This is a genomic window from Bacillus cihuensis (genome assembly GCF_000504145.1).
Lineage (GTDB): Bacteria > Bacillota > Bacilli > Bacillales > DSM-1321 > Peribacillus > Peribacillus huizhouensis.
The window spans coordinates 482,787-501,524 of the sequence record NZ_KI632498.1; the positions used below are offsets into that span (position 1 = coordinate 482,787).

An 18,738-nucleotide genomic window follows, 5' to 3' on the forward strand; every position below is an offset into this window, starting at 1 on the left:
TATATGAATATTGATACGATTTTACATTATATAGATTTATACGGATACCTAATTATTTTTCTGTTTTTATTTTTTGGAATTGTAGGGATTCCCGCACCTGAAGAGTCATTGCTATTCTTAATTGGCGTTTTGATTGTGCACCATAAGCTTAGCTTTGGTTGGGCTGTAGTAAGTTCCATTTCTGGTGCGTTTATAGGCATGCTTACTGCGTATGTATGTGGCAAATATATCGGCCATCCATTTATCAATAAATACGGCAAGTACGTGGGGATAACCAACGCACGATTAGAGAAAGCGAGTAGTAAATTTACGAAAAACGGATACAGAACAATCTTGTTTGGATTTTATCTGCCGGGTTTACGCCAAATCAATCCGTATTTTGCGGGCATTTCCCATATACAATTGGGTGGATATCTCTTATTTTCACTTATCGGCTCGATTCTCTGGACAGTTCCATTCATCGTTGCCGGATATTATATTGGTGGTACATTTCCTATCAATCCTGCTTATGTACCTTATTTAGGGGTTTTGTTCTTAGTTCTTTTTCTATTATATGTTTCAATTAATTTTTTAAAAAAGAGGATAAAGTCCAGAAATAGGTAATGAACACAACGAATAAATAGCCTACTAGTATCATCAAAAATTCATTTTATCATGCCCTAAAAAGTGATACATTGGAAGAAGAGAATGTCCTAAAAATGTAGATAGCCCTTTTATAGTAAATGTGTAATAGGATGGATTGTTTATGAAATTAGGAGATGACATATATGAAAAAAATTTTGTTTTTACCTCTCTTACGAATGCAGTCTGGACACCATCAAGTGGCCGACGCGTTAATGGATATGTTAAAAATGAGGACGAGTGGGATTGTTCTAAAAAAAATTGATTTGTTGAGTTATACAAATGAATCTTTAGAGAAGGTGATTTCCAATGGCTATCTAAATTGGATTCGGTATGCACCTGAAACATATAATCTTGCTTATAAGAATTTTTTCTATGTACCCCCAACAAAAATACACTCCTTTAAATGGTATCAACATATATTCTTGAACAAAATGAAACGATTGTTATCCGAGGAAAACCCTGATTTAATTGTGTGTACACATGGCTTTCCTTCTTACCTCCTCAGTCAATTAAAAAGGAAAGGGAAATGTAACATCCCGACGATTAACGTATACACCGACTTTTTTATCAATAGTGTATGGGGAAAAGAAGGCATTGATGTTCATTTTCTTCCTAGTCAAGAAGTGAAGGAATCCCTAATAAGGAAGTATCAAACTTCGAATCAAAACATGATTGTTACAGGGATTCCAGTGCATGAAGAAATTACGACGACCGCTCGTATACCGAAAAGTGTAAATCGACCGAAGATATTAATATCTGGGGGCAATAGCGGACTTGGAGGGATTTTAAAGCTATCTGAAGAATTAAAGAAATCGAAAGGACTCGACTTCTATGTGCTCTGCGGCAATAATCGAAAGCTTTACAACGAGATCATTACATGGAATTTAGACCATATTAAACCACTCCCTTATTTATCATCAAGATCAGAAATGAACAAGTTATATGAAGAAGTAGATGCTATCGTTACGAAGCCTGGTGGTGTCACCATAAGTGAGGCATTAAGGAAAAGGCTTCTAATCTTTGTCCATTCGATGCTACCAGGACAAGAGGAAATCAATCTACGTTATTTAAAAGACTCGTCGCTTGTATTCGAACTCGATCAAAAAAAATCATTTGAATTACAACTGTTTAGGATTTTGAATGATCATCTACAAATGGAACGGTGGAATCTGGCCGTTGATTCGTATCTTAAAGGTTTAGAGATGACTAGTGCGGACTGTCTGGTAGAAGTTATGCAAGGATTTCTTGACCTTAATCTGGAAGTGAGTACCCATGCTTAAGAATGAACATCTGGAAAGAAAGAGGATGCTACAAATGGCATGAATCCAAATTTTTTCGAGCGTTTTGCGCGATAGTCGGTTTCTTGTTTTATATATTGAGAGTTTAGCATGTATGGCTATGCCCCTTGCTTTGCGACCTTCACGAAATCGAAAAACATTGCAACTGTGTAAATAATATCCTCTTTCGTTCCAGGTGTTAAACATTTTTCTGGAATAACCCTATTTCTTTTCAAATTTAAGTCTACTCATTATCAATAGCTTAGAATGTACAGAATTTCTTTCCTATAACACTACAAATAGGCTACCAAAAGGGTAGCCTATTTATCCCGTATTAATGGGGAGTAAAACCCACTGATTAAAGTTTCACTTTATCTATATTAATGAGTATAGTACTCTTCTAGATTATGTTTAGACATAGGAGTTTGCATATATGGGTATCCGTGATAATGAAGGTTTCATTGTTGATAATGATGCACAGATTTCCATCACGCTGTCCAGGAAGTTGTACATATATTGATATTGAGGGTATACCATCTCGTTACCTTCTATTTTTCTGAATTTCCAAACATGATATGTGCGGATGTAGTGAGAAAGTTTGTCTAATTGATAAATTTGCAGGAGCGGAGAAGGGATTTTGAATGAACCTAGATTAATATGACGCTAATAAAATTTTCTGATTATGTAATAAAGTAAAGGGCATATCTCCCCTTGTTCCACAATATGATGGAATATCTATATGAGGAGATGAGGGGAAATAATTGACAAATAGTGAAAATAATTTGATTACAAGAGACAAGCTGGCTCAATTCATTGAACTAAATCGCAAAAAAAAAGAAATCGAAATTCAACTAGATGATTTAAAGAAAGACTTTAATCAACACTTTGATCAGTATGTCGGAAAATTTGTTAAAGGTGATTTGACAATAAGTGATTACAAAGTGCAAAGGCAAATTAGAACAACAGAAAAGTTTGATCAAGAAGTTACAGTTCATAGATTAGAAGAGTTGAATTTGACAGATCTTATTCAGAAAAAGCCAGATGAAGGAAAAATAAAAGCTGCCTTAAATTTACGATTGTTGAGTGAAGCCGATTTAGAAGGCTGTATAAGCACAAGTTACTCGCAGGCTATTTATGTGAAACAGGTGGATTCAAAATAAAGAAGGTTTTTAGGTAATTTCATTAATTAAATTTATTGATAAGGCTTTGTTAAACTCGCCTGTTGATTGCAACTAGAGAAGAGTTCGCTTTCCGCGGGCGGATCCGGGAGCCTCCTCGGCGCATTACGCTTGTGGGGTCTCCTTTTGACTCGCTTTTCCCTCAGGAGTCTCACGCCTTCCGCTCCAATCAACGTAGTGCCTAAATCAACAATGAGCTTTAACATAGCCATTGATAAAAAAGAGGATCTCCAAACAGAATGTCATCCCCAAAAACTACTATCTACAGTTCAAATAACTGTGTTTAGAATTGGGGATGCACCTATTTGGGGATCCTCTTTTCTACGAGGATATGAAAATCCTTTCAGCTTTAAATGAAGGATTATTCAATTAAATGGTTCATTTTATTAGCTAACTTTTGTGTTTCTCAAATCAGGAAAAAATAATAAAATGTTTAATTGTTCGATAATTCTAAAAATAAATAGCTAATATATGGAATTTATAGGATAATAATACTTGTGAGTAATATATAATATTCAACATGGAGTTTGTTAGATAATGGGTCAGAGAGGAAGGAAAAAGGGAGCGAGTGGGGAACAGAGTAGAGCACTGCTTTTGAAGATTGCAGCTGATGAATTGCCCAAAAGGGCTATCATGAAACGAAAGTTAGTGCAATTGTAAAGAGAGCAAACTTAACACGACCTACCTTTTATTTATACTTTCAAAGCAAGGAGGCAAACTTTCAAGAATTAGTTGATATATTTCGCTTGAATTTGTTTGAATATACGCAAAAGAGCCGCCTGGAACCTGGAATCGATTCACATTCCGTCCCCAATGCAATCACAAGTGGATCGACAGCTATATGCACCTATTTTGTTGAAAATCCAAATCTTACACGTATTGGTTTCTTCATTGCATAATAAGCAGAGGAACTGAAAATACAACTAGCTGCACAAATAACTGATAATCTAGTTTCAGAACAGGAAAATAAGTATTTCCGTTTGAATATTGACATGAGCATAGTAGCTGAAAGTTTAGTTAGAATCATTGAATGTTTAACACTTACTCAATTGCTTCAAGGAAAAAGCAGCCAGAAGAAATCGCATATGAGATTGTCCATCTTTTTTTGTATGGCATGGTTTTTAATGATCATAGAGGAGGAATCCTAAACACTAAATGATGCACTACCCACTCGACTAAAAACGTAGAAAAAAAGGGGATGGTATTCAAAATGAAGTCGGTCGAGGAATCGCAGAGGGAAGAGGTTGATATAGAGTGGGTTACTCTTATGTTGAATGCCAAACAGATTGGAATCACACCAACTGAGGTTCGAAGATTTCTTCAAGAAAGTCAAAAGATGAAGATCGATGATACACTTTCGAAGCGGTGTAACGCAGGAGGATAAGGGGAATTCATTCACCTGTCTAAAGACGAAGTAGTTATCTTGCTAATATATCAGTGAATATGATACATTATGTAATGTACCAAATGGTAGGTACATTAAATATAAGTAATAAACAATCTTTGCTAATCTTTTTAATAAAGGATTATAGATACAGAAAGTAAAACCAGTATAATAAGAAAGAGAAATTTACAGGAGGAGAAAGTATGAAACAAATTAAATCTGAGCAAGAATATCGTGAGCAAATCAAACAAAATGAACTAACAGTTGGAGTGTTTACAACCTCTTGGTGTCCAGATTGCAAACGTTTAGATATGTTTATTGGTGAAATTACAGACGAGCATCAAGATAAACAATGGTTCACAATTGACCGCGATGATTTCCCAGAAATTTCAGAGGAACAAAGTGTAATGGGAATCCCTTCATTATTAATCTTTAAAAATGGCGAAAAGCTTGCACATTTGCACAGTGCAAATGCTAAAACTCCAGAAGCAGTCAGAGAATTTTTAGGCAACCTATAATAGGGTTTCTTTGGAATATGGGGTACTATCTTATCATACAGCTTGATTTTTTGTAATTTGTCTATAATCGAATAATAACGAAGAACGAAGTGGGATATTTTCCACTTCGTTTTTTTTACATGTAAGATGGTGCTTACTGAAACCTTTTGACAAATGTATATCTAGCTCTTGTAGGTAATGATCTATTGATTGCAGAAAAAAAGTAGGTAATCGTTTTCTATTTGTTTGTTTAATAAACAAACAAAAGGTATAATAAAAATATGCTATCACAATAGTCAAACAATTGAAAGATCGTTTTCATATCTAATGATCAAAGTTGTATGGTAAAGATCTTTTGTGATGTCCTTTGTTTAATAGAGGTCAGTTTCAAGGAAAATCAAAAATGGATGGAGCTTTTACTGGGAAGGCTGATAAATCTACTTTATAAACAGGGTATTATTTTAGATTTTTGACATAGTGAATTAAGTTTTTCATTTATTTAATTGAGAGAGCAAGGGGTGCACCATATGAATGATCAACAGATTGTTAAGCAAATCCTCCAACAAATTGGGGGAGAGAAGAATGTGTCAAGTCTTGTCACAAGTGCAACACAGATAGTAATTGAGGTGAAAGATAAGACAAAAGCAAATAAACTTGCATTGGAAAATACAGAGGGAGTTATTAGTGTAGAAGAAATTAACGGGCAATTCTTAGTAAAAGTAGAGGGACCTGTTGAAAATCTACTTAAGGAAATTAACAAATTGGGGGATTTTACAGATTCTAATTCAGATGAAGAAAAAGAAACTGTAATGAATAAGATTTTAGGTATAATCGGAGGAAGTTTTGCACCGATCTTAGGTGTTCTTGCAGGAGCGGGGTTGTTATCGGCATTATTAGCCGTTTTAACTATGCTAGGATGGGTATCTTCTGAAAGCGGTACCTATGCCATTCTATCTGCAGCAGGACATGCAGTTTTTTATTTCCTTCCTATTTTTCTTGGAATTACGCTCTCTATTAAACTTGGTGCTAATGCCTATGTTGGTGGTACCATTGGGGCAGCGCTATTGGAGCCGCATTTTACAGAATTAATAGCTAATGGGGCAAAACACGTAGATTTCATAGGAATCCCAGTTGTGTTAATGAACTATTCTTCTACTGTTTTTCCGATTTTTATCGCTGTTTCTATTTATGCCGTATTAGAAAAATTCTTGAAAAAAATCATTTATAAAGACATTCAAATGTTTATCAATCCGTTGATCTCGTTAGTAATTATTGTCCCATTAACGGTGCTTGTTTTCGGCCCTTTTGGTACATATGTCGGAGAAGGTATTGGGGCAGTTATCGAATTTTTAAGCTCAAGAAGTGGACTTTTAACAGGAGCCGTGTTAGGTGCAGTTTGGACCTTCCTTACTCTTTTGGGTCTACACTGGGCGGTTATTCCTATTGCTATTGCAAATCTTGCAAATGGTCCTGATCCGATTGTCGGTATGGCTGCTGCAGCTCCTTTTGCTCAAATTGGGATGGCGATTGCGGTTTTATTAAAAACGAAAGACAAAAATTTGAAAACTCTCGCTGGGTCAGCAATCGTTCCTGGTGCATTGGCGGGTACTACAGAAATAATCAATTATGGGATCCTCTTACGGTATAAACGAACGATGGTTTATGTAGCATTGGCTGGAGCTGTTGGTGGAGCAATTAATGGTGCCCTTGGAGCAAAAATGACTGTCTTTGCTCTCCCTAGTTTATTGTCTATCCCTGCATTTACACCGATTGGAATTTATGTAATCGGTATTACGGTGGCATTAGTGCTAGGGTTCATTCTTACGTATGTATTCGGGTTTGAAGATAAGAACAATAAGGTTACATCTAAGTCAATATTCGAAACAAGTTTAATTAGTGTAAAAACAGAAACGATTTCAAGCCCGTTAAGTGGGGAACTTGTTCCTTTAAGCCAGTTTAATGATCCACTTTTCTCAACTGAAACAGTAGGGAAAGGTATTACGATTGAGCCAGAAATAGGAAAAGTTGTTTCACCAGCAGACGGGGTTATCACTACTTTGTTTCCAACAGAACATGCGGTTGGCATCACATCTGAAGGTGGAGCGGAAATACTGATTTTCATCGGGAGTGACACAGTGAATTTAAAAGGTCAATATTTCACATCCCATATCATTCTCGGAGATAAAGTGAAGCAAGGTGATCTACTGATTGATTTTGACATGGAAAAAATAAAAGAAGCAGGTTTTCAGGTAACGACGCCTGTTGTAATTACCAATACGAGTCAATATCTTGATGTTACGCATACAAATAACGCAACTGTTCGAGCTAATGAAGACTTGCTAACCGTAATTGTGTAATCCATAAAATTTATCCAATCAGAAAGGGGTTCCTTATTATAGTAACCTGTTTTTGGATTCTTTTTTTAAAAAAAGATGATACTGCAATTTCCATTGGTTAATCAGCTCTCAGGAAGTTTTCTTATGCTAATAGCTACTGTAGTGTTCATAAAATAAGCGATATGTTAAATATGAAATAACTATTTACTGAACAGTAGAAATACTGTTCTTTTATTATGCTCGGAATTATTTTGTTATTCCAGTCGAAATGCGTTACCTATCTATGAAGCAATTTGTTAAGGCTCTCTGTTTGAAATGAAGGTATATTTCTTCTATCTATTCTCATACTAAAGATAAGAAGGAGGGGTAATCCGTGGCGAAACGAACAAAGAAAAATGACGCTGACCAAAAGAATAAACAAGGATTTGATTCAAGCAAAACTGATTCAGAATTCTCTCAAGAATTTGGCAGTGCAAACGCTAATCAAGCACATAAAAATAAAGCAAAAAAAGAAAAAGAATCTAAAAATCAAGGTAAGTGGAAAGGCATGCATTGATTTATTCTTGCCAGACTCTATCATGATAAGTGTTGCCTGCACCGATTACATTAGGTGGAGGCTTACCATGCTTCAAACTGTTTGACTGAACATTAAGTAAAGGAGCTTATTTAGATGACTCAATCTAAACGACAACAAGAACGCCAGTGGAAAGATCGTAAACAATCGCAGAATCCACATGGTAAGGTCAGATCATTTGAACAATTAGCTGAAGATTCGGGCAAAAATGAATCTAAAACTAAGTAATACTGTATAAAAAAGAGAGGGGTATCCCTAAGGTTAGAGCCCCACGCGATAGTGAGGTTAAGCTCCTTGGGATACCTTTCTTTCTTGTTACCAAAAAGGTCATAATCATCAGGAATGATATTATAACCTTGGAATTGCATATGCATAGTATTTAAGGCATTTCGTCCTCTTTTACCCGATTTTTAAACGCTTCATGTGTAACAATATCTTCAATTTGTTCAAACTGTCGACTGTGCTCCTTCTCCTCACTTATGCTATTTGCGGGGAAGTTTCCAGGGTGGCCTTTTTCTTTGTGATTAAAATGTTTACCACGACTCATACTTATTCACTCCTTTCAATACTGCCTTTTTTAGTTTGCACTTTTTGCTAAAAAATATCCCGGAATAACTTATTACTACTGAAATAAAAAGTGTTTCATAGGAAAATACCTGTCTAATTAATGAAACCGCTAACAAATATTCATGCAAATTAAATTATTTCGAATATTGTATTTATTTATTTGTTGATCTATACTATAGCAAGATACTAAATATTAGGGAGTGTTTGGTTATTATGGAAACTTTAGAACGAATCAGTCAATTTGTAGGGAAAACATTTGCTGTATGGGTTCTTCTATTTGCAGCATTTGCCTTTTTTGCTCCATCTGGATTTACATGGATTGCACCTCATATTACGATTTTATTAGGAATTATCATGTTTGGTATGGGGTTAACGCTTTCTGGTAACGACTTTAAAGAAGTATTTAAAAGGCCGAAAGATGTTTTTATCGGTGTTGTAGGTCAATTTGTCATCATGCCGGGTCTTGCTTTTGTATTAGCAAAAGGTTTACAGTTGCCACCTGAAATTGCAGTGGGCGTAATATTGGTTGGATGCTGCCCAGGGGGGACCTCTTCAAACGTAATGACATACCTTGGAAAAGGGGATGTAGCATTATCGGTAGCCATTACATCAGTCACAACGGTTCTTGCTCCAATCGTAACACCAGCTTTAATTTTATTACTGGCCAGCCAATGGGTACCAGTGGATCCAAGCGGACTATTCATATCCATCATTAAAATTGTCATTCTCCCAATTGTGTTAGGTTTAATCGTGAAGAAACTATTCAATAAACAAGCGCAAGCGAGTGCTAAAGCGCTACCTCTCATTTCTGTTATTGCAATCGTTGCTATTGTGACAGCTGTTGTATCTGTTAGTCAGCAACAGATTGCCAAAACTGGATTAATCATTTTCGCAGTTGTTATTCTTCATAACTTACTTGGTTACTTGTTAGGGTACTTTTTTGGTAAACTCTTTAAAATGAACTTATCTAAGAAAAAGGCTATAGCAATCGAAGTTGGTATGCAAAATTCTGGTTTAGGTGCCGCGATCGCCACCGCACACTTTTCACCAATCGCAGCTGTACCAAGCGCTATTTTTAGCGTCTGGCATAACATCTCGGGACCAATCCTTGCTACAATATTCAGCCGCATGAAAGAGACAAAAATAAGAAACGTAGCCGAAACGTTTATTAGTAAATAAAAAAGTATGAACACTTATGAGGATAGGTTCCAAACAGAGGCTGACCTTACCCTTTACAACAGATTAAAGTGTTAAACACAAATTCTTTCGTTATACGAAAGGGGATGCAGTTGTTCGTTATAATTTCATTCATATCTTAGCCATGGTCCCTTAGTAATTGAAGTAGTATGCTTAGTAGAATGAATAATCATGTGAAATGATTTGCTATTGTTAACATTACCTGTTATGATGAAATAGAATTATTTTTGTTCGGTGAAAAGGATTGTATAAGTTCAACTTTTCGTCTTAATGATCACTTTGGGCAGGGATAGTAATACATTGTGTGTTTATCACACTAGGAGGCAACAAAAATGGAACAAGGTACAGTTAAATGGTTTAATGCAGAAAAAGGTTTTGGATTTATCGAGCGTGAAAATGGAGACGACGTATTCGTACACTTCTCTGCTATTCAAAGTGAAGGCTTCAAATCATTAGACGAAGGTCAAAAAGTAACTTTTGAAGTAGAACAAGGTCAACGTGGACCCCAAGCTACAAACGTTCAAAAAGCTTAATATTGAAGACATATTAACCAGACTCTTTAGAGTCTGGTTTTTTATTTCTCTTAATAATAAACAAGTGGTATCAATAATGTTTTGGTCCTTAGAGGTTTTGTACATAGAAGTTTAGATTGAAAAAAATGAAATTCAAAGTATCGATGAGGGTTGTCCAACATATATTTAATATTTTCATATTGGGAAGGAAAAGGAATGATTTTTAGCTTTTCAGTTTCAAAATGGCTAATCGCAATAATATCACTAGTGGCATTGGGAGTAGCGTTTATTTTAGGACCAGCTAGTGCATCAGCAACTATTAACTATGGCGATGAGGTGACAGCTGTAGCAGGTGACTATGTGGGAAGTCCCTATAAATATGGTGGGACAACTCCCAAAGGATTTGATGCAAGCGGATTTACTCAGTATGTATATAAAGATGCAGCGACAGAAATGAAGATTCCGAGAACAAGTGCTGAACAGTTTAAAACAGGGGAATCTATTCAGCAAGAACACTTAAAAACAGGTGATTTGGTATTCTATGCTACTGGAAACAAAGGAAACATTTCTTTTGTAGGCATCTATAATGGAGACGGTACATTTATTGGGAGTACTACCAAAGGTGTAAAGATTGTAAAGATGAGCGATTAATACTGGAAGAATCGATATATAGGGGCTAAACGGATTATTGAATAAAATAATATTAAAAGCAAAAAGAGCATCAGATGCTCTTTTTGCTAGTTAATAATGAAGAAGTATTTGAGGTGTAATTTATATAATCATTCAACGGTAATCCTCGTTAATACTGCATGCCCATTTTTCACTTTTACCAGTGCTACTGCAGGTTTAATTAAGGCTTTAGTTTCCGTTTCTTTTGCCTTTTCTTCAGGTGCATAATAATTGTCTAAACCGTACCTAATTTGAATAGATGCGGCGTTTTTTAGTTCATACGGAATTTCTAATTTTCCTTTTAGATATATGCCAGTACTAGGCTTCTTTTTTGTTACAAGAGCGACTTTATACAGGCCGTCGCTGTTGTCTTGTTTTAGTTGAACATATACTCTTTTATGAATGCCGATATTTTCCGTTTTGAAAAGGGGAATTATCGAGTCATCAAGCTGTGCCAGCTTAACAGACTCAATTTCATAATGTAAATTCACATAGCTCCCTCTGAATAAATCTGTAGGATCAATGGGTGCGGTTTGTAATTTGATTTCTTTTCCTGTCAAAGTCGTCCAAGCGGGAGGAGTCGCCATAATGAGGAGAATCAAGACTGGAATAGAAAATACGATAAGTGGTTGGAAAAGTTGCTTACTCTTCATTAGGTTTTCCTCCTTTTTTTCGTTGTTTTTCAAAAAAGAAGCCGAAACCGATTAGGATTACACCGCCGATGATAAATGTAAGTGATTTTGGCAGTAAATCGAAAGAGTCAATATAGTATCTGAATATCAACGCACATATTATGACAATGCTTATCAAACTACCTTTATGGACAAGGTAGAGAAGAAAAATAAAATAACATACAGGGAACCAGATAGAAAAATCGAAGGTAAGGAATATAGCTGTGATTCCGTGTAAAAGATGTCCTTGTATATGAGTGGTTTTTTGTAACTTAGAAGGAACTGGGATATAGACTAATATTATACCAACGATAAATAGAGTGGTAAGGATGATTGTGTCTGGATTGAGAAAATGGAACCTCGGTACAAATTCCATTAGAAATAAGACGATCGTATTGATAGCTAAAGCATTTATCAAGAACGTTAGGAGTTTAGGATATTTGTATTTGTTTAATAGGACGTATAAAGCCGGTAAAAATACAAGAATGGCAAGTGGGTAGGACGTTTCATCAAGGAATATGCTTCCATTAAGATAAATGAAAAGCAGGACGGAAGTGAAAAGTAGAATGACGATATCTTTTAAATAGTAGCCGATGAATACTGTCCCGATGGCCCAAAATAAAAAGGAATTGTTGAAATTAATGCTTATATTAAACATTTGTTCGATTAGAAAAATACCTGCACCAAAAATCAAAATGCCGACATAATGCAAACTTCTTGCTGTTTTGGGAAAGCGGCTCTGCCATTTAACTCCTGCGTAATTGACCCCAATTAGGCAAACGATAATAATCAGCAATTTAACGCCTTTGTTGAAATACATCCAGTTGCTGGCTACGAAGGTTAATACCCCTAGCCCTAATAGAATTGCCCCGATAGCTAATAATATAGAAATGAAGTTTAAGCCAGCTCTTACATCATAGGAACGTAAAATTTTTTCTTGATCCTGCTTGGAAATAATACCTCCAGATTCAAGGTATTTTAGTTCATGTTCAAGAAAGTCAAATTGTTTTTTTGTTATTTCTTTCTTGCTCAAAGTGATTCCTCCTTCCCTCTTCTTTTATTATACAAGTTGAAAAGAAGATAATGAATGTAATTGATCGAGAAAGAATTTTTTTTGATTTATCAACAGACAAGTCCCCCACCTCAAGGTTTAAAGGAATCGAGGATGCGTAGGTGGGGGATAACAGCCTAATCAAGTTTTGGCTCTTAGTCCGTATAAGGTCACGAGCTTTAATACTCTTTGGCAAACTACGCCACACTGTATTAAAGCTTATGCTTGTCGGACTATCACAGGACAGTGGCGAGCAATCTTAGTAGACGTTCTTTAAAGCGGTTGCCTCGCTTTTTGAAGAAAAGCTCGATTGGAGAGAGCCGCGAAACTATCCGAGGGCCCACAGAGGTAAATTTTGCACCCAAAAAATTTGGGGCACCAGACGAAAGATTAAAGGACACGGCGTACTTAGTCTGTGATTCATTGCCTTCGCTCGTACTGACGATTGTTTGAAGCGTGTGCTTTAGATCTTAACAACAGTAAAACGGGACTAACTTTCAGTGGGGCGTTATATTAATGTAAAAAAAATGCTCAATCTCTTGTATCTCATGAGATTGAGCATTTGTTCTCTTAATTTTTTGGAAACTGGCAGAATCGAACGGCCACTTTTAACATACCTTATTTTTTATTCATTAAGCTATGCTTTGTACCATAAGTAAAATAGATGAACAATCCAAATACTGCATGCAATCCATGTATGAACTGAAAGTTGAGCAATTAAAAATAAACATAATAGGAATGAGCAGATCGGTAGAACTGGAAAGAACGTTATTTAAAACCACCGGATGGTATATTCTTATATTTTAAGTAAGATATGTATCTTAATAATTTGTGAAAATATAAAAACCCTTGATACACAAGGGTTTTAAGTATGGAGACTAGCGGGATCGAACCGCTGACCTTTTGGCTGCCAGCCAAACGCTCTCCCAGCTGAGCTAAGCCCCCGTTAAGGTATATTTTTAATTTTATCTATTTTTCTGAAAAAGTCAATGGATTTTTAATAGAAAAGTGTTCTTTTAGCGATCTTTTAAAATTAACGTGGTTTGACCGATGATGCAAATTGATTTATTAACTTACCCGTTTAGATTTCGTGATTGGTATATCCGATCTTATATACGAATGTCAGTAACAGATTGTGAAAAGAGTCATAATAAAAAAGCTGATTGCACCCGCAGCCAGCTTTTTATCTATATTATCTAAAGAATACTTTATCAATATTATATTTTGCTTTATGTTCATTGATAATGAACGTTTCATAGATTTCTCTTTCCATTGGATCTTCTACATAGCACATCTCGATACTGGATACTTCGTTTCTATGCAGTTTAATCGGTGAAACAGAATCTTCGAAGTGCTTCTTGATTCTTTGACGGAGTTTTCTAGCTTTTCCGACGAAAAGTAATTGACCCTCTTTGTTATAGAACATGAAGATTCCGCCTTTATCTCTTGGAATCAGGTGAAAGTCAATAAATCCGTAAATATCAGGAATGATTGGCTCGTCCCCTTTTACGATTTGTTTTCGCTGCTTAATGGTTAAATCTGCTGTAGGGATTGTAATATTAATCATGAACAGTCACTTCCTCTATTTAATAAAGATAAATGGTATCATAAGTATACAAGAAAAGCTATTTGTGAGAGAAACAATATCGAATGAGTAATGTGAAGTTAAATTTGCTACAATAATGCATGAGAATATTGAGGGGGTAACTATGATACAATATCCAGTGATTTATTATTATGAGGCAAGAGTAATGAAAGAAGACTATACAATCCATGTGGTTTTTCCGGATCTGAAAGCAGCGGGCTTGTCAGCTTCTACAGCTGGTAATGATCTGGAGGATGCGAGAGAGGCGGCTCAGGATTTATTGGCGATTGCGATTGATATGGCGGTAGATGAAGGAAAAACCATGCCAGAAGCAACTCCGATTGAACAAGTTGATATTGCACAATTTTATGTAGAAGAAGAAGTAGGTAAGCCGTTTCGTATTGAAGTAGAATATATTTCAGTATAAGGAAAAGTGGATGTTCGACAGGCAGCTGGGTCTCGTCCACTATTTACTTCATTCTGTGTATAGGGGACGAGGTCTGCTCATTTGTTTTAGGACAGCACTTTTCATTATTATCATAAGTTTTCAATTTCTACTTTTGAAATTTCTTCAAATGTCGAAACACAATAGTAGACGTCAGTGGTTTTTCGTTTTGTATCAACTAGGACTAGAAGTTGGACATAATGTAAATCGTCTTCAAGATCGTTAATTCGAATATTTTTTACAAAAATATTATTTTCTTTAATTTTTTTCATCACGATTGCGATATCATTTTTGTTTGGAATCATCAATTTCAACATAATTTCTTTTTGTCGAAACTGTTTTGGACCTATTAGGGCAACTAGCCAAGGAATAAGTTCGACACTGATGATTAATAAAATGACACCTGCTGTTGCTTCAATAAAGAATCCTGCGCCGACTGCTATTCCAATCCCAGCTGCTCCCCAAATAATTGCAGCTGTGGTTAACCCGGATATACTATTATTATCGCGTCTTAGAATAACTCCTGCCCCGATAAAGCCAATCCCTGAAACAATTTGGGCTGCAAGTCTGAGTGGATCCATCGTAATATTAACATGTTCACTACCTGTGAACGTATAAGCTGACTCAATGGAGACCACTGTCAGTAAGCAGCTAATAATGGAGATAACCAGGCTTGTCTTCAAGCCAACAGGTTTTCGTTTAATTTCTCGTTCTAAGCCGATTACTAAGCCTAGTAAAGCTGATATCCCTAGCTTTACTAAAATTTGAGCTTCTGAACTTAAGTTTAAAAACCAATCCATGGCCAAATCATCACCATTCATATGATATTTTCTGGTACGCTATATTTGTTGTGTTATACCCTATACATGAATTCTTAATTGTAAAGGGTTCGTATGAATGTAAAAAAAACGTACCAATTTAAATGTATTACTTTCTATTATAAGTCTGAAAAGAGGAATTACCATGCTTCAACCTAAAATAAATCCTTATTTTGTATTATTACTTGCTGTCACATCTATTTCATTGTCGGCTATTTTTGTAAAATTAGCTTCAGCGCCATCAGGGATTATTGCATTTTATCGACTGTTTTTCACGATCGTCATTATGCTGCCATTCTTTCTGGCAAAATATCGTCACGAACTGAAACATATAAATAAGAAAGACTGGCTATTGTCTAGTATTGCTGGAATATTTTTGGCCTTTCATTTTATTTTATGGTTCGAATCGTTGAACTACACATCTGTAGCTAGTTCTACCGTTCTTGTAACACTTCAGCCGTTGTTTGCCTTCGCAGGCGCTTATTTCTTTTTTAAGGAACGGTTTTCGGTGCGAGCAATCTTAAGTAGTATAATTGCTATTGGTGGTAGCTTGGTCATTAGTTGGGGAGATTTCAAGATTAGTGGGATCGCCTTGTTTGGTGATATTCTTGCACTTATCGCCTGTGCGTTAATAACGGCCTACCTATTAGTAGGACAAACCGTTAGACAAAGAATCTCTTCTACTACATACACCTTTGTTGTTTATGGTATGAGCATGGTCACTTTATTTCTTTATGTACTAGTAAAGGGAGAACCACTCGGTCCATATCCGGCAACAGACTGGATTCTATTTATCCTGTTAGCTATTTTTCCAAACCTATTAGGGCATTCGTTGTTAAATTGGTCACTAAAATGGCTAAGTACCACTACCATTTCAATGGCTATTTTGTTAGAACCGGTTGGGGCAACTATTCTAGCTTACTTTATTCTGGATGAAACAGTTGTACTCACCCAAATTATCGGTGGAGCTATCATCTTTGCAGGATTAATTTACTTCCTGAGTGACAGTAAAAAAACCAAAGATCGTTCGATATAGAAAACAATAAAGCTTTAAATGCCTATTATTTACCTTCATGAAAAAAAAGCAGTGTAGTTTTACTGCTTTTTTTCTTTGAACTCTTTTTTAAGCTTTTGATTAATCATGAATGTTAGTTACTCATAGTTCATTTTAAAAAAAGTAGTAATAAATTTTATGTAGAAGCAAACGAATTATTCCGTCATTACTAGGCTTTGGAACGAAGAGACGAACTAATCTCGTAATGAATTCTTAACATCTTATGAAGAAATGAATTGAAAACAAATAAGAGAGATGGTTAAATATAAAAAGTAATGTAATCTATTTTTAGAAAAAGTTAAAAAAGTATTGCAATCATTTTTTTATCGTGATATATTATTTCTTGTCGCTAAGCCAGTAACGAACGCTGACAGCAGTTAACATGAAAAAAACTTTTCAAAATAATTGTTGACACAGGATATCGGCTGTGATAAATTATAGAAGTCGCTTCTGAGAGAAACGACAAAGATTGCTCTTTGAAAACTGAACAAAACAAAGCGCCAACGTTTTAAATTAAGTGAGTACACACTATAAAAACAATGAGCAAGTCAAACACTTTTTGGAGAGTTTGATCCTGGCTCAGGACGAACGCTGGCGGCGTGCCTAATACATGCAAGTCGAGCGAATGATTGGGAGCTTGCTCCCATGATTTAGCGGCGGACGGGTGAGTAACACGTGGGCAACCTACCTGTAAGACTGGGATAACTTCGGGAAACCGGAGCTAATACCGGATAATTTCTTTTCTCGCATGAGAAGAGATGGAAAGACGGTTTCGGCTGTCACTTACAGATGGGCCCGCGGCGCATTAGCTAGTTGGTGGGGTAACGGCTCACCAAGGCCACGATGCGTAGCCGACCTGAGAGGGTGATCGGCCACACTGGGACTGAGACACGGCCCAGACTCCTACGGGAGGCAGCAGTAGGGAATCTTCCGCAATGGACGAAAGTCTGACGGAGCAACGCCGCGTGAGCGAAGAAGGCCTTCGGGTCGTAAAGCTCTGTTGTTAGGGAAGAACAAGTACCAGAGTAACTGCTGGTACCTTGACGGTACCTAACCAGAAAGCCACGGCTAACTACGTGCCAGCAGCCGCGGTAATACGTAGGTGGCAAGCGTTGTCCGGAATTATTGGGCGTAAAGCGCGCGCAGGTGGTTCCTTAAGTCTGATGTGAAAGCCCACGGCTCAACCGTGGAGGGTCATTGGAAACTGGGGAACTTGAGTGCAGAAGAGGAAAGTGGAATTCCACGTGTAGCGGTGAAATGCGTAGAGATGTGGAGGAACACCAGTGGCGAAGGCGACTTTCTGGTCTGTAACTGACACTGAGGCGCGAAAGCGTGGGGAGCGAACAGGATTAGATACCCTGGTAGTCCACGCCGTAAACGATGAGTGCTAAGTGTTAGAGGGTTTCCGCCCTTTAGTGCTGCAGCTAACGCATTAAGCACTCCGCCTGGGGAGTACGGCCGCAAGGCTGAAACTCAAAGGAATTGACGGGGGCCCGCACAAGCGGTGGAGCATGTGGTTTAATTCGAAGCAACGCGAAGAACCTTACCAGGTCTTGACATCCTCTGACAATCCTAGAGATAGGACGTTCCCCTTCGGGGGACAGAGTGACAGGTGGTGCATGGTTGTCGTCAGCTCGTGTCGTGAGATGTTGGGTTAAGTCCCGCAACGAGCGCAACCCTTGATCTTAGTTGCCAGCATTTAGTTGGGCACTCTAAGGTGACTGCCGGTGACAAACCGGAGGAAGGTGGGGATGACGTCAAATCATCATGCCCCTTATGACCTGGGCTACACACGTGCTACAATGGATGGTACAAAGAGCTGCGAACCCGCGAGGGTAAGCGAATCTCATAAAGCCATTCTCAGTTCGGATTGTAGGCTGCAACTCGCCTACATGAAGCCGGAATCGCTAGTAATCGCGGATCAGCATGCCGCGGTGAATACGTTCCCGGGCCTTGTACACACCGCCCGTCACACCACGAGAGTTTGTAACACCCGAAGTCGGTGAGGTAACCGCAAGGAGCCAGCCGCCTAAGGTGGGACAGATGATTGGGGTGAAGTCGTAACAAGGTAGCCGTATCGGAAGGTGCGGCTGGATCACCTCCTTTCTAAGGATATTAAGTGTGGCGCTTATGTTTTGTTCAGTTTTGAATGAGTAATTCATTCAGTAAAATATGAAGTGAGTTAGAAGTAAGCTGTTCGAGGAAGCAATCGAAGGAGCACCGGAGTGTATTTACATACATGAGTATGCGAGTGAGAGAAGCTGACGAAGAAAAGCCCGTTTATAATTCGCTGAATCGT

General features: G+C 37.2%; 21 protein-coding genes, 1 tRNA gene and 1 rRNA gene. 16 read left to right on the forward strand and 7 right to left on the reverse strand.

Annotated features, from left to right (window positions below; genetic code table 11):
• Positions 1-3 precede the first annotated feature (3 nt).
• The 10 genes from V179_RS0124170 (at position 4) to V179_RS31845 (ending at position 8,098) form a co-directional block, all read left to right on the forward strand.
• Positions 4-603, forward strand: coding sequence for a DedA family protein (locus tag V179_RS0124170; RefSeq protein WP_028393759.1), 600 nt, complete (start codon positions 4-6; stop codon positions 601-603).
• A 164-nt stretch (positions 604-767) separates the two neighbouring features.
• Complete coding sequence (locus V179_RS28655) at positions 768-1,904, forward strand: MGDG synthase family glycosyltransferase (protein WP_034302400.1); 1,137 nt, start codon at positions 768-770, stop codon at positions 1,902-1,904.
• 758 nt (positions 1,905-2,662) lie between these two features.
• Complete coding sequence (locus V179_RS0124195; protein ID WP_028393760.1) at positions 2,663-3,061, forward strand: hypothetical protein; 399 nt, start codon at positions 2,663-2,665, stop codon at positions 3,059-3,061.
• A 555-nt stretch (positions 3,062-3,616) separates the two neighbouring features.
• A complete protein-coding gene (locus V179_RS32105; protein WP_268745216.1) occupies positions 3,617-3,739 on the forward strand; it encodes a hypothetical protein in 123 nt (40 codons plus the stop codon).
• Positions 3,733-3,978, forward strand: a complete 246-nt coding sequence (locus V179_RS31840; protein WP_235179238.1) for a TetR/AcrR family transcriptional regulator — start codon at positions 3,733-3,735, stop codon at positions 3,976-3,978. Before V179_RS32105 ends, V179_RS31840 begins: the two co-directional genes overlap by 7 nt.
• Before the next feature lie 311 nt (positions 3,979-4,289).
• Positions 4,290-4,463 (forward strand): anti-repressor SinI family protein, encoded by a 174-nt coding sequence (locus V179_RS30315; protein ID WP_152534808.1) that lies wholly within the window; start codon positions 4,290-4,292, stop codon positions 4,461-4,463.
• Between the two features lie 203 nt (positions 4,464-4,666).
• The gene (locus V179_RS0124215; RefSeq protein WP_028393762.1) at positions 4,667-4,981 is read left to right on the forward strand and encodes a thioredoxin family protein; all 315 of its coding nucleotides are present in this window, start codon (positions 4,667-4,669) and stop codon (positions 4,979-4,981) included.
• A 506-nt stretch (positions 4,982-5,487) separates the two neighbouring features.
• Positions 5,488-7,317, forward strand: a complete 1,830-nt coding sequence (locus V179_RS0124220; protein WP_028393763.1) for a glucose PTS transporter subunit IIA — start codon at positions 5,488-5,490, stop codon at positions 7,315-7,317.
• Between the two features lie 352 nt (positions 7,318-7,669).
• Positions 7,670-7,852: a hypothetical protein gene (locus tag V179_RS0124225; protein ID WP_028393764.1), complete on the forward strand. Its 183-nt coding sequence runs from the start codon at positions 7,670-7,672 to the stop codon at positions 7,850-7,852.
• 114 nt (positions 7,853-7,966) lie between these two features.
• Positions 7,967-8,098 carry a DUF6254 family protein gene (locus V179_RS31845; protein WP_235179227.1) on the forward strand — a complete coding sequence of 44 codons (132 nt, stop codon included), beginning with the start codon at positions 7,967-7,969 and terminating at the stop codon, positions 8,096-8,098.
• 151 nt (positions 8,099-8,249) lie between these two features.
• Here V179_RS31845 and V179_RS31395 read toward each other — a convergent pair whose 3' ends face one another.
• Positions 8,250-8,417, reverse strand: coding sequence for a hypothetical protein (locus tag V179_RS31395; RefSeq protein ID WP_182502635.1), 168 nt, complete (start codon positions 8,415-8,417; stop codon positions 8,250-8,252).
• Between the two features lie 233 nt (positions 8,418-8,650).
• Here V179_RS31395 and V179_RS0124240 point away from each other — a divergent pair, with 233 nt between their 5' ends.
• From V179_RS0124240 to V179_RS28665, 3 genes are all read left to right on the forward strand, one after another.
• Positions 8,651-9,616: a bile acid:sodium symporter family protein gene (locus V179_RS0124240; RefSeq protein ID WP_028393765.1), complete on the forward strand. Its 966-nt coding sequence runs from the start codon at positions 8,651-8,653 to the stop codon at positions 9,614-9,616.
• Between the two features lie 350 nt (positions 9,617-9,966).
• Positions 9,967-10,167 (forward strand): cold-shock protein, encoded by a 201-nt coding sequence (locus V179_RS0124245; RefSeq protein WP_028393766.1) that lies wholly within the window; start codon positions 9,967-9,969, stop codon positions 10,165-10,167.
• A 195-nt stretch (positions 10,168-10,362) separates the two neighbouring features.
• Positions 10,363-10,797 (forward strand): C40 family peptidase, encoded by a 435-nt coding sequence (locus V179_RS28665; protein WP_051405118.1) that lies wholly within the window; start codon positions 10,363-10,365, stop codon positions 10,795-10,797.
• Between the two features lie 128 nt (positions 10,798-10,925).
• On the opposite strand, the gene V179_RS0124255 is transcribed toward V179_RS28665, so the two are convergent.
• From V179_RS0124255 to V179_RS0124270, 5 genes are all read right to left on the reverse strand, one after another.
• Positions 10,926-11,468, reverse strand: a complete 543-nt coding sequence (locus V179_RS0124255) for a GDYXXLXY domain-containing protein (protein WP_051405119.1) — start codon at positions 11,466-11,468, stop codon at positions 10,926-10,928.
• Positions 11,458-12,519: a DUF2157 domain-containing protein gene (locus V179_RS0124260; RefSeq protein WP_034302403.1), complete on the reverse strand. Its 1,062-nt coding sequence runs from the start codon at positions 12,517-12,519 to the stop codon at positions 11,458-11,460. Before V179_RS0124260 ends, V179_RS0124255 begins: the two co-directional genes overlap by 11 nt.
• Positions 12,520-13,174: 655 nt before the next feature.
• Positions 13,175-13,309 (reverse strand): amino acid permease C-terminal domain-containing protein, encoded by a 135-nt coding sequence (locus V179_RS32255; protein WP_326929562.1) that lies wholly within the window; start codon positions 13,307-13,309, stop codon positions 13,175-13,177.
• Between the two features lie 100 nt (positions 13,310-13,409).
• A tRNA-Ala gene (locus V179_RS0124265) sits at positions 13,410-13,482 on the reverse strand.
• Positions 13,483-13,729: 247 nt separating this feature from the next.
• The gene (locus V179_RS0124270) at positions 13,730-14,104 is read right to left on the reverse strand and encodes a nucleotide excision repair endonuclease (RefSeq protein ID WP_034302406.1); all 375 of its coding nucleotides are present in this window, start codon (positions 14,102-14,104) and stop codon (positions 13,730-13,732) included.
• Positions 14,105-14,246: 142 nt separating this feature from the next.
• Between V179_RS0124270 and V179_RS0124275 the strand changes: the two genes are divergently transcribed.
• Entirely contained in the window at positions 14,247-14,549 is a 303-nt protein-coding gene (locus V179_RS0124275; protein WP_028393770.1) for a type II toxin-antitoxin system HicB family antitoxin, read from the forward strand.
• A gap of 110 nt (positions 14,550-14,659) precedes the next feature.
• Here V179_RS0124275 and V179_RS0124280 read toward each other — a convergent pair whose 3' ends face one another.
• A complete protein-coding gene (locus tag V179_RS0124280) occupies positions 14,660-15,367 on the reverse strand; it encodes an MgtC/SapB family protein (RefSeq protein ID WP_028393771.1) in 708 nt (235 codons plus the stop codon).
• Between the two features lie 163 nt (positions 15,368-15,530).
• Between V179_RS0124280 and V179_RS0124285 the strand changes: the two genes are divergently transcribed.
• Positions 15,531-16,421 (forward strand): DMT family transporter, encoded by an 891-nt coding sequence (locus tag V179_RS0124285; protein ID WP_028393772.1) that lies wholly within the window; start codon positions 15,531-15,533, stop codon positions 16,419-16,421.
• A gap of 574 nt (positions 16,422-16,995) precedes the next feature.
• A 16S ribosomal RNA gene (locus tag V179_RS28670) occupies positions 16,996-18,545 on the forward strand.
• Positions 18,546-18,738: the final 193 nt, after the last annotated feature.

What these genes read in the sequence shown, in the direction of transcription:
- V179_RS0124220 (WP_028393763.1), top strand. Translation starts at nt 5,488, where the DNA reads ATGAATGATCAACAGATTGTTAAGCAAATCCTCCAACAAATTGGGGGA.
- V179_RS0124285 (WP_028393772.1), top strand. Translation starts at nt 15,531, where the DNA reads ATGCTTCAACCTAAAATAAATCCTTATTTTGTATTATTACTTGCTGTC.
- V179_RS30315 (WP_152534808.1), top strand. Translation starts at nt 4,290, where the DNA reads ATGAAGTCGGTCGAGGAATCGCAGAGGGAAGAGGTTGATATAGAGTGG.
- V179_RS0124240 (WP_028393765.1), top strand. Translation starts at nt 8,651, where the DNA reads ATGGAAACTTTAGAACGAATCAGTCAATTTGTAGGGAAAACATTTGCT.
- V179_RS0124215 (WP_028393762.1), top strand. Translation starts at nt 4,667, where the DNA reads ATGAAACAAATTAAATCTGAGCAAGAATATCGTGAGCAAATCAAACAA.
- V179_RS28665 (WP_051405118.1), top strand. Translation starts at nt 10,363, where the DNA reads ATGATTTTTAGCTTTTCAGTTTCAAAATGGCTAATCGCAATAATATCA.
- V179_RS0124280 (WP_028393771.1), bottom strand. Translation starts at nt 15,367, where the DNA reads ATGGATTGGTTTTTAAACTTAAGTTCAGAAGCTCAAATTTTAGTAAAG.
- V179_RS0124245 (WP_028393766.1), top strand. Translation starts at nt 9,967, where the DNA reads ATGGAACAAGGTACAGTTAAATGGTTTAATGCAGAAAAAGGTTTTGGA.
- V179_RS28655 (WP_034302400.1), top strand. Translation starts at nt 768, where the DNA reads ATGAAAAAAATTTTGTTTTTACCTCTCTTACGAATGCAGTCTGGACAC.
- V179_RS31395 (WP_182502635.1), bottom strand. Translation starts at nt 8,417, where the DNA reads ATGAGTCGTGGTAAACATTTTAATCACAAAGAAAAAGGCCACCCTGGA.
- V179_RS32105 (WP_268745216.1), top strand. Translation starts at nt 3,617, where the DNA reads ATGGGTCAGAGAGGAAGGAAAAAGGGAGCGAGTGGGGAACAGAGTAGA.
- V179_RS0124270 (WP_034302406.1), bottom strand. Translation starts at nt 14,104, where the DNA reads ATGATTAATATTACAATCCCTACAGCAGATTTAACCATTAAGCAGCGA.
- V179_RS0124255 (WP_051405119.1), bottom strand. Translation starts at nt 11,468, where the DNA reads ATGAAGAGTAAGCAACTTTTCCAACCACTTATCGTATTTTCTATTCCA.
- V179_RS0124170 (WP_028393759.1), top strand. Translation starts at nt 4, where the DNA reads ATGAATATTGATACGATTTTACATTATATAGATTTATACGGATACCTA.
- V179_RS0124275 (WP_028393770.1), top strand. Translation starts at nt 14,247, where the DNA reads ATGATACAATATCCAGTGATTTATTATTATGAGGCAAGAGTAATGAAA.
- V179_RS31845 (WP_235179227.1), top strand. Translation starts at nt 7,967, where the DNA reads ATGACTCAATCTAAACGACAACAAGAACGCCAGTGGAAAGATCGTAAA.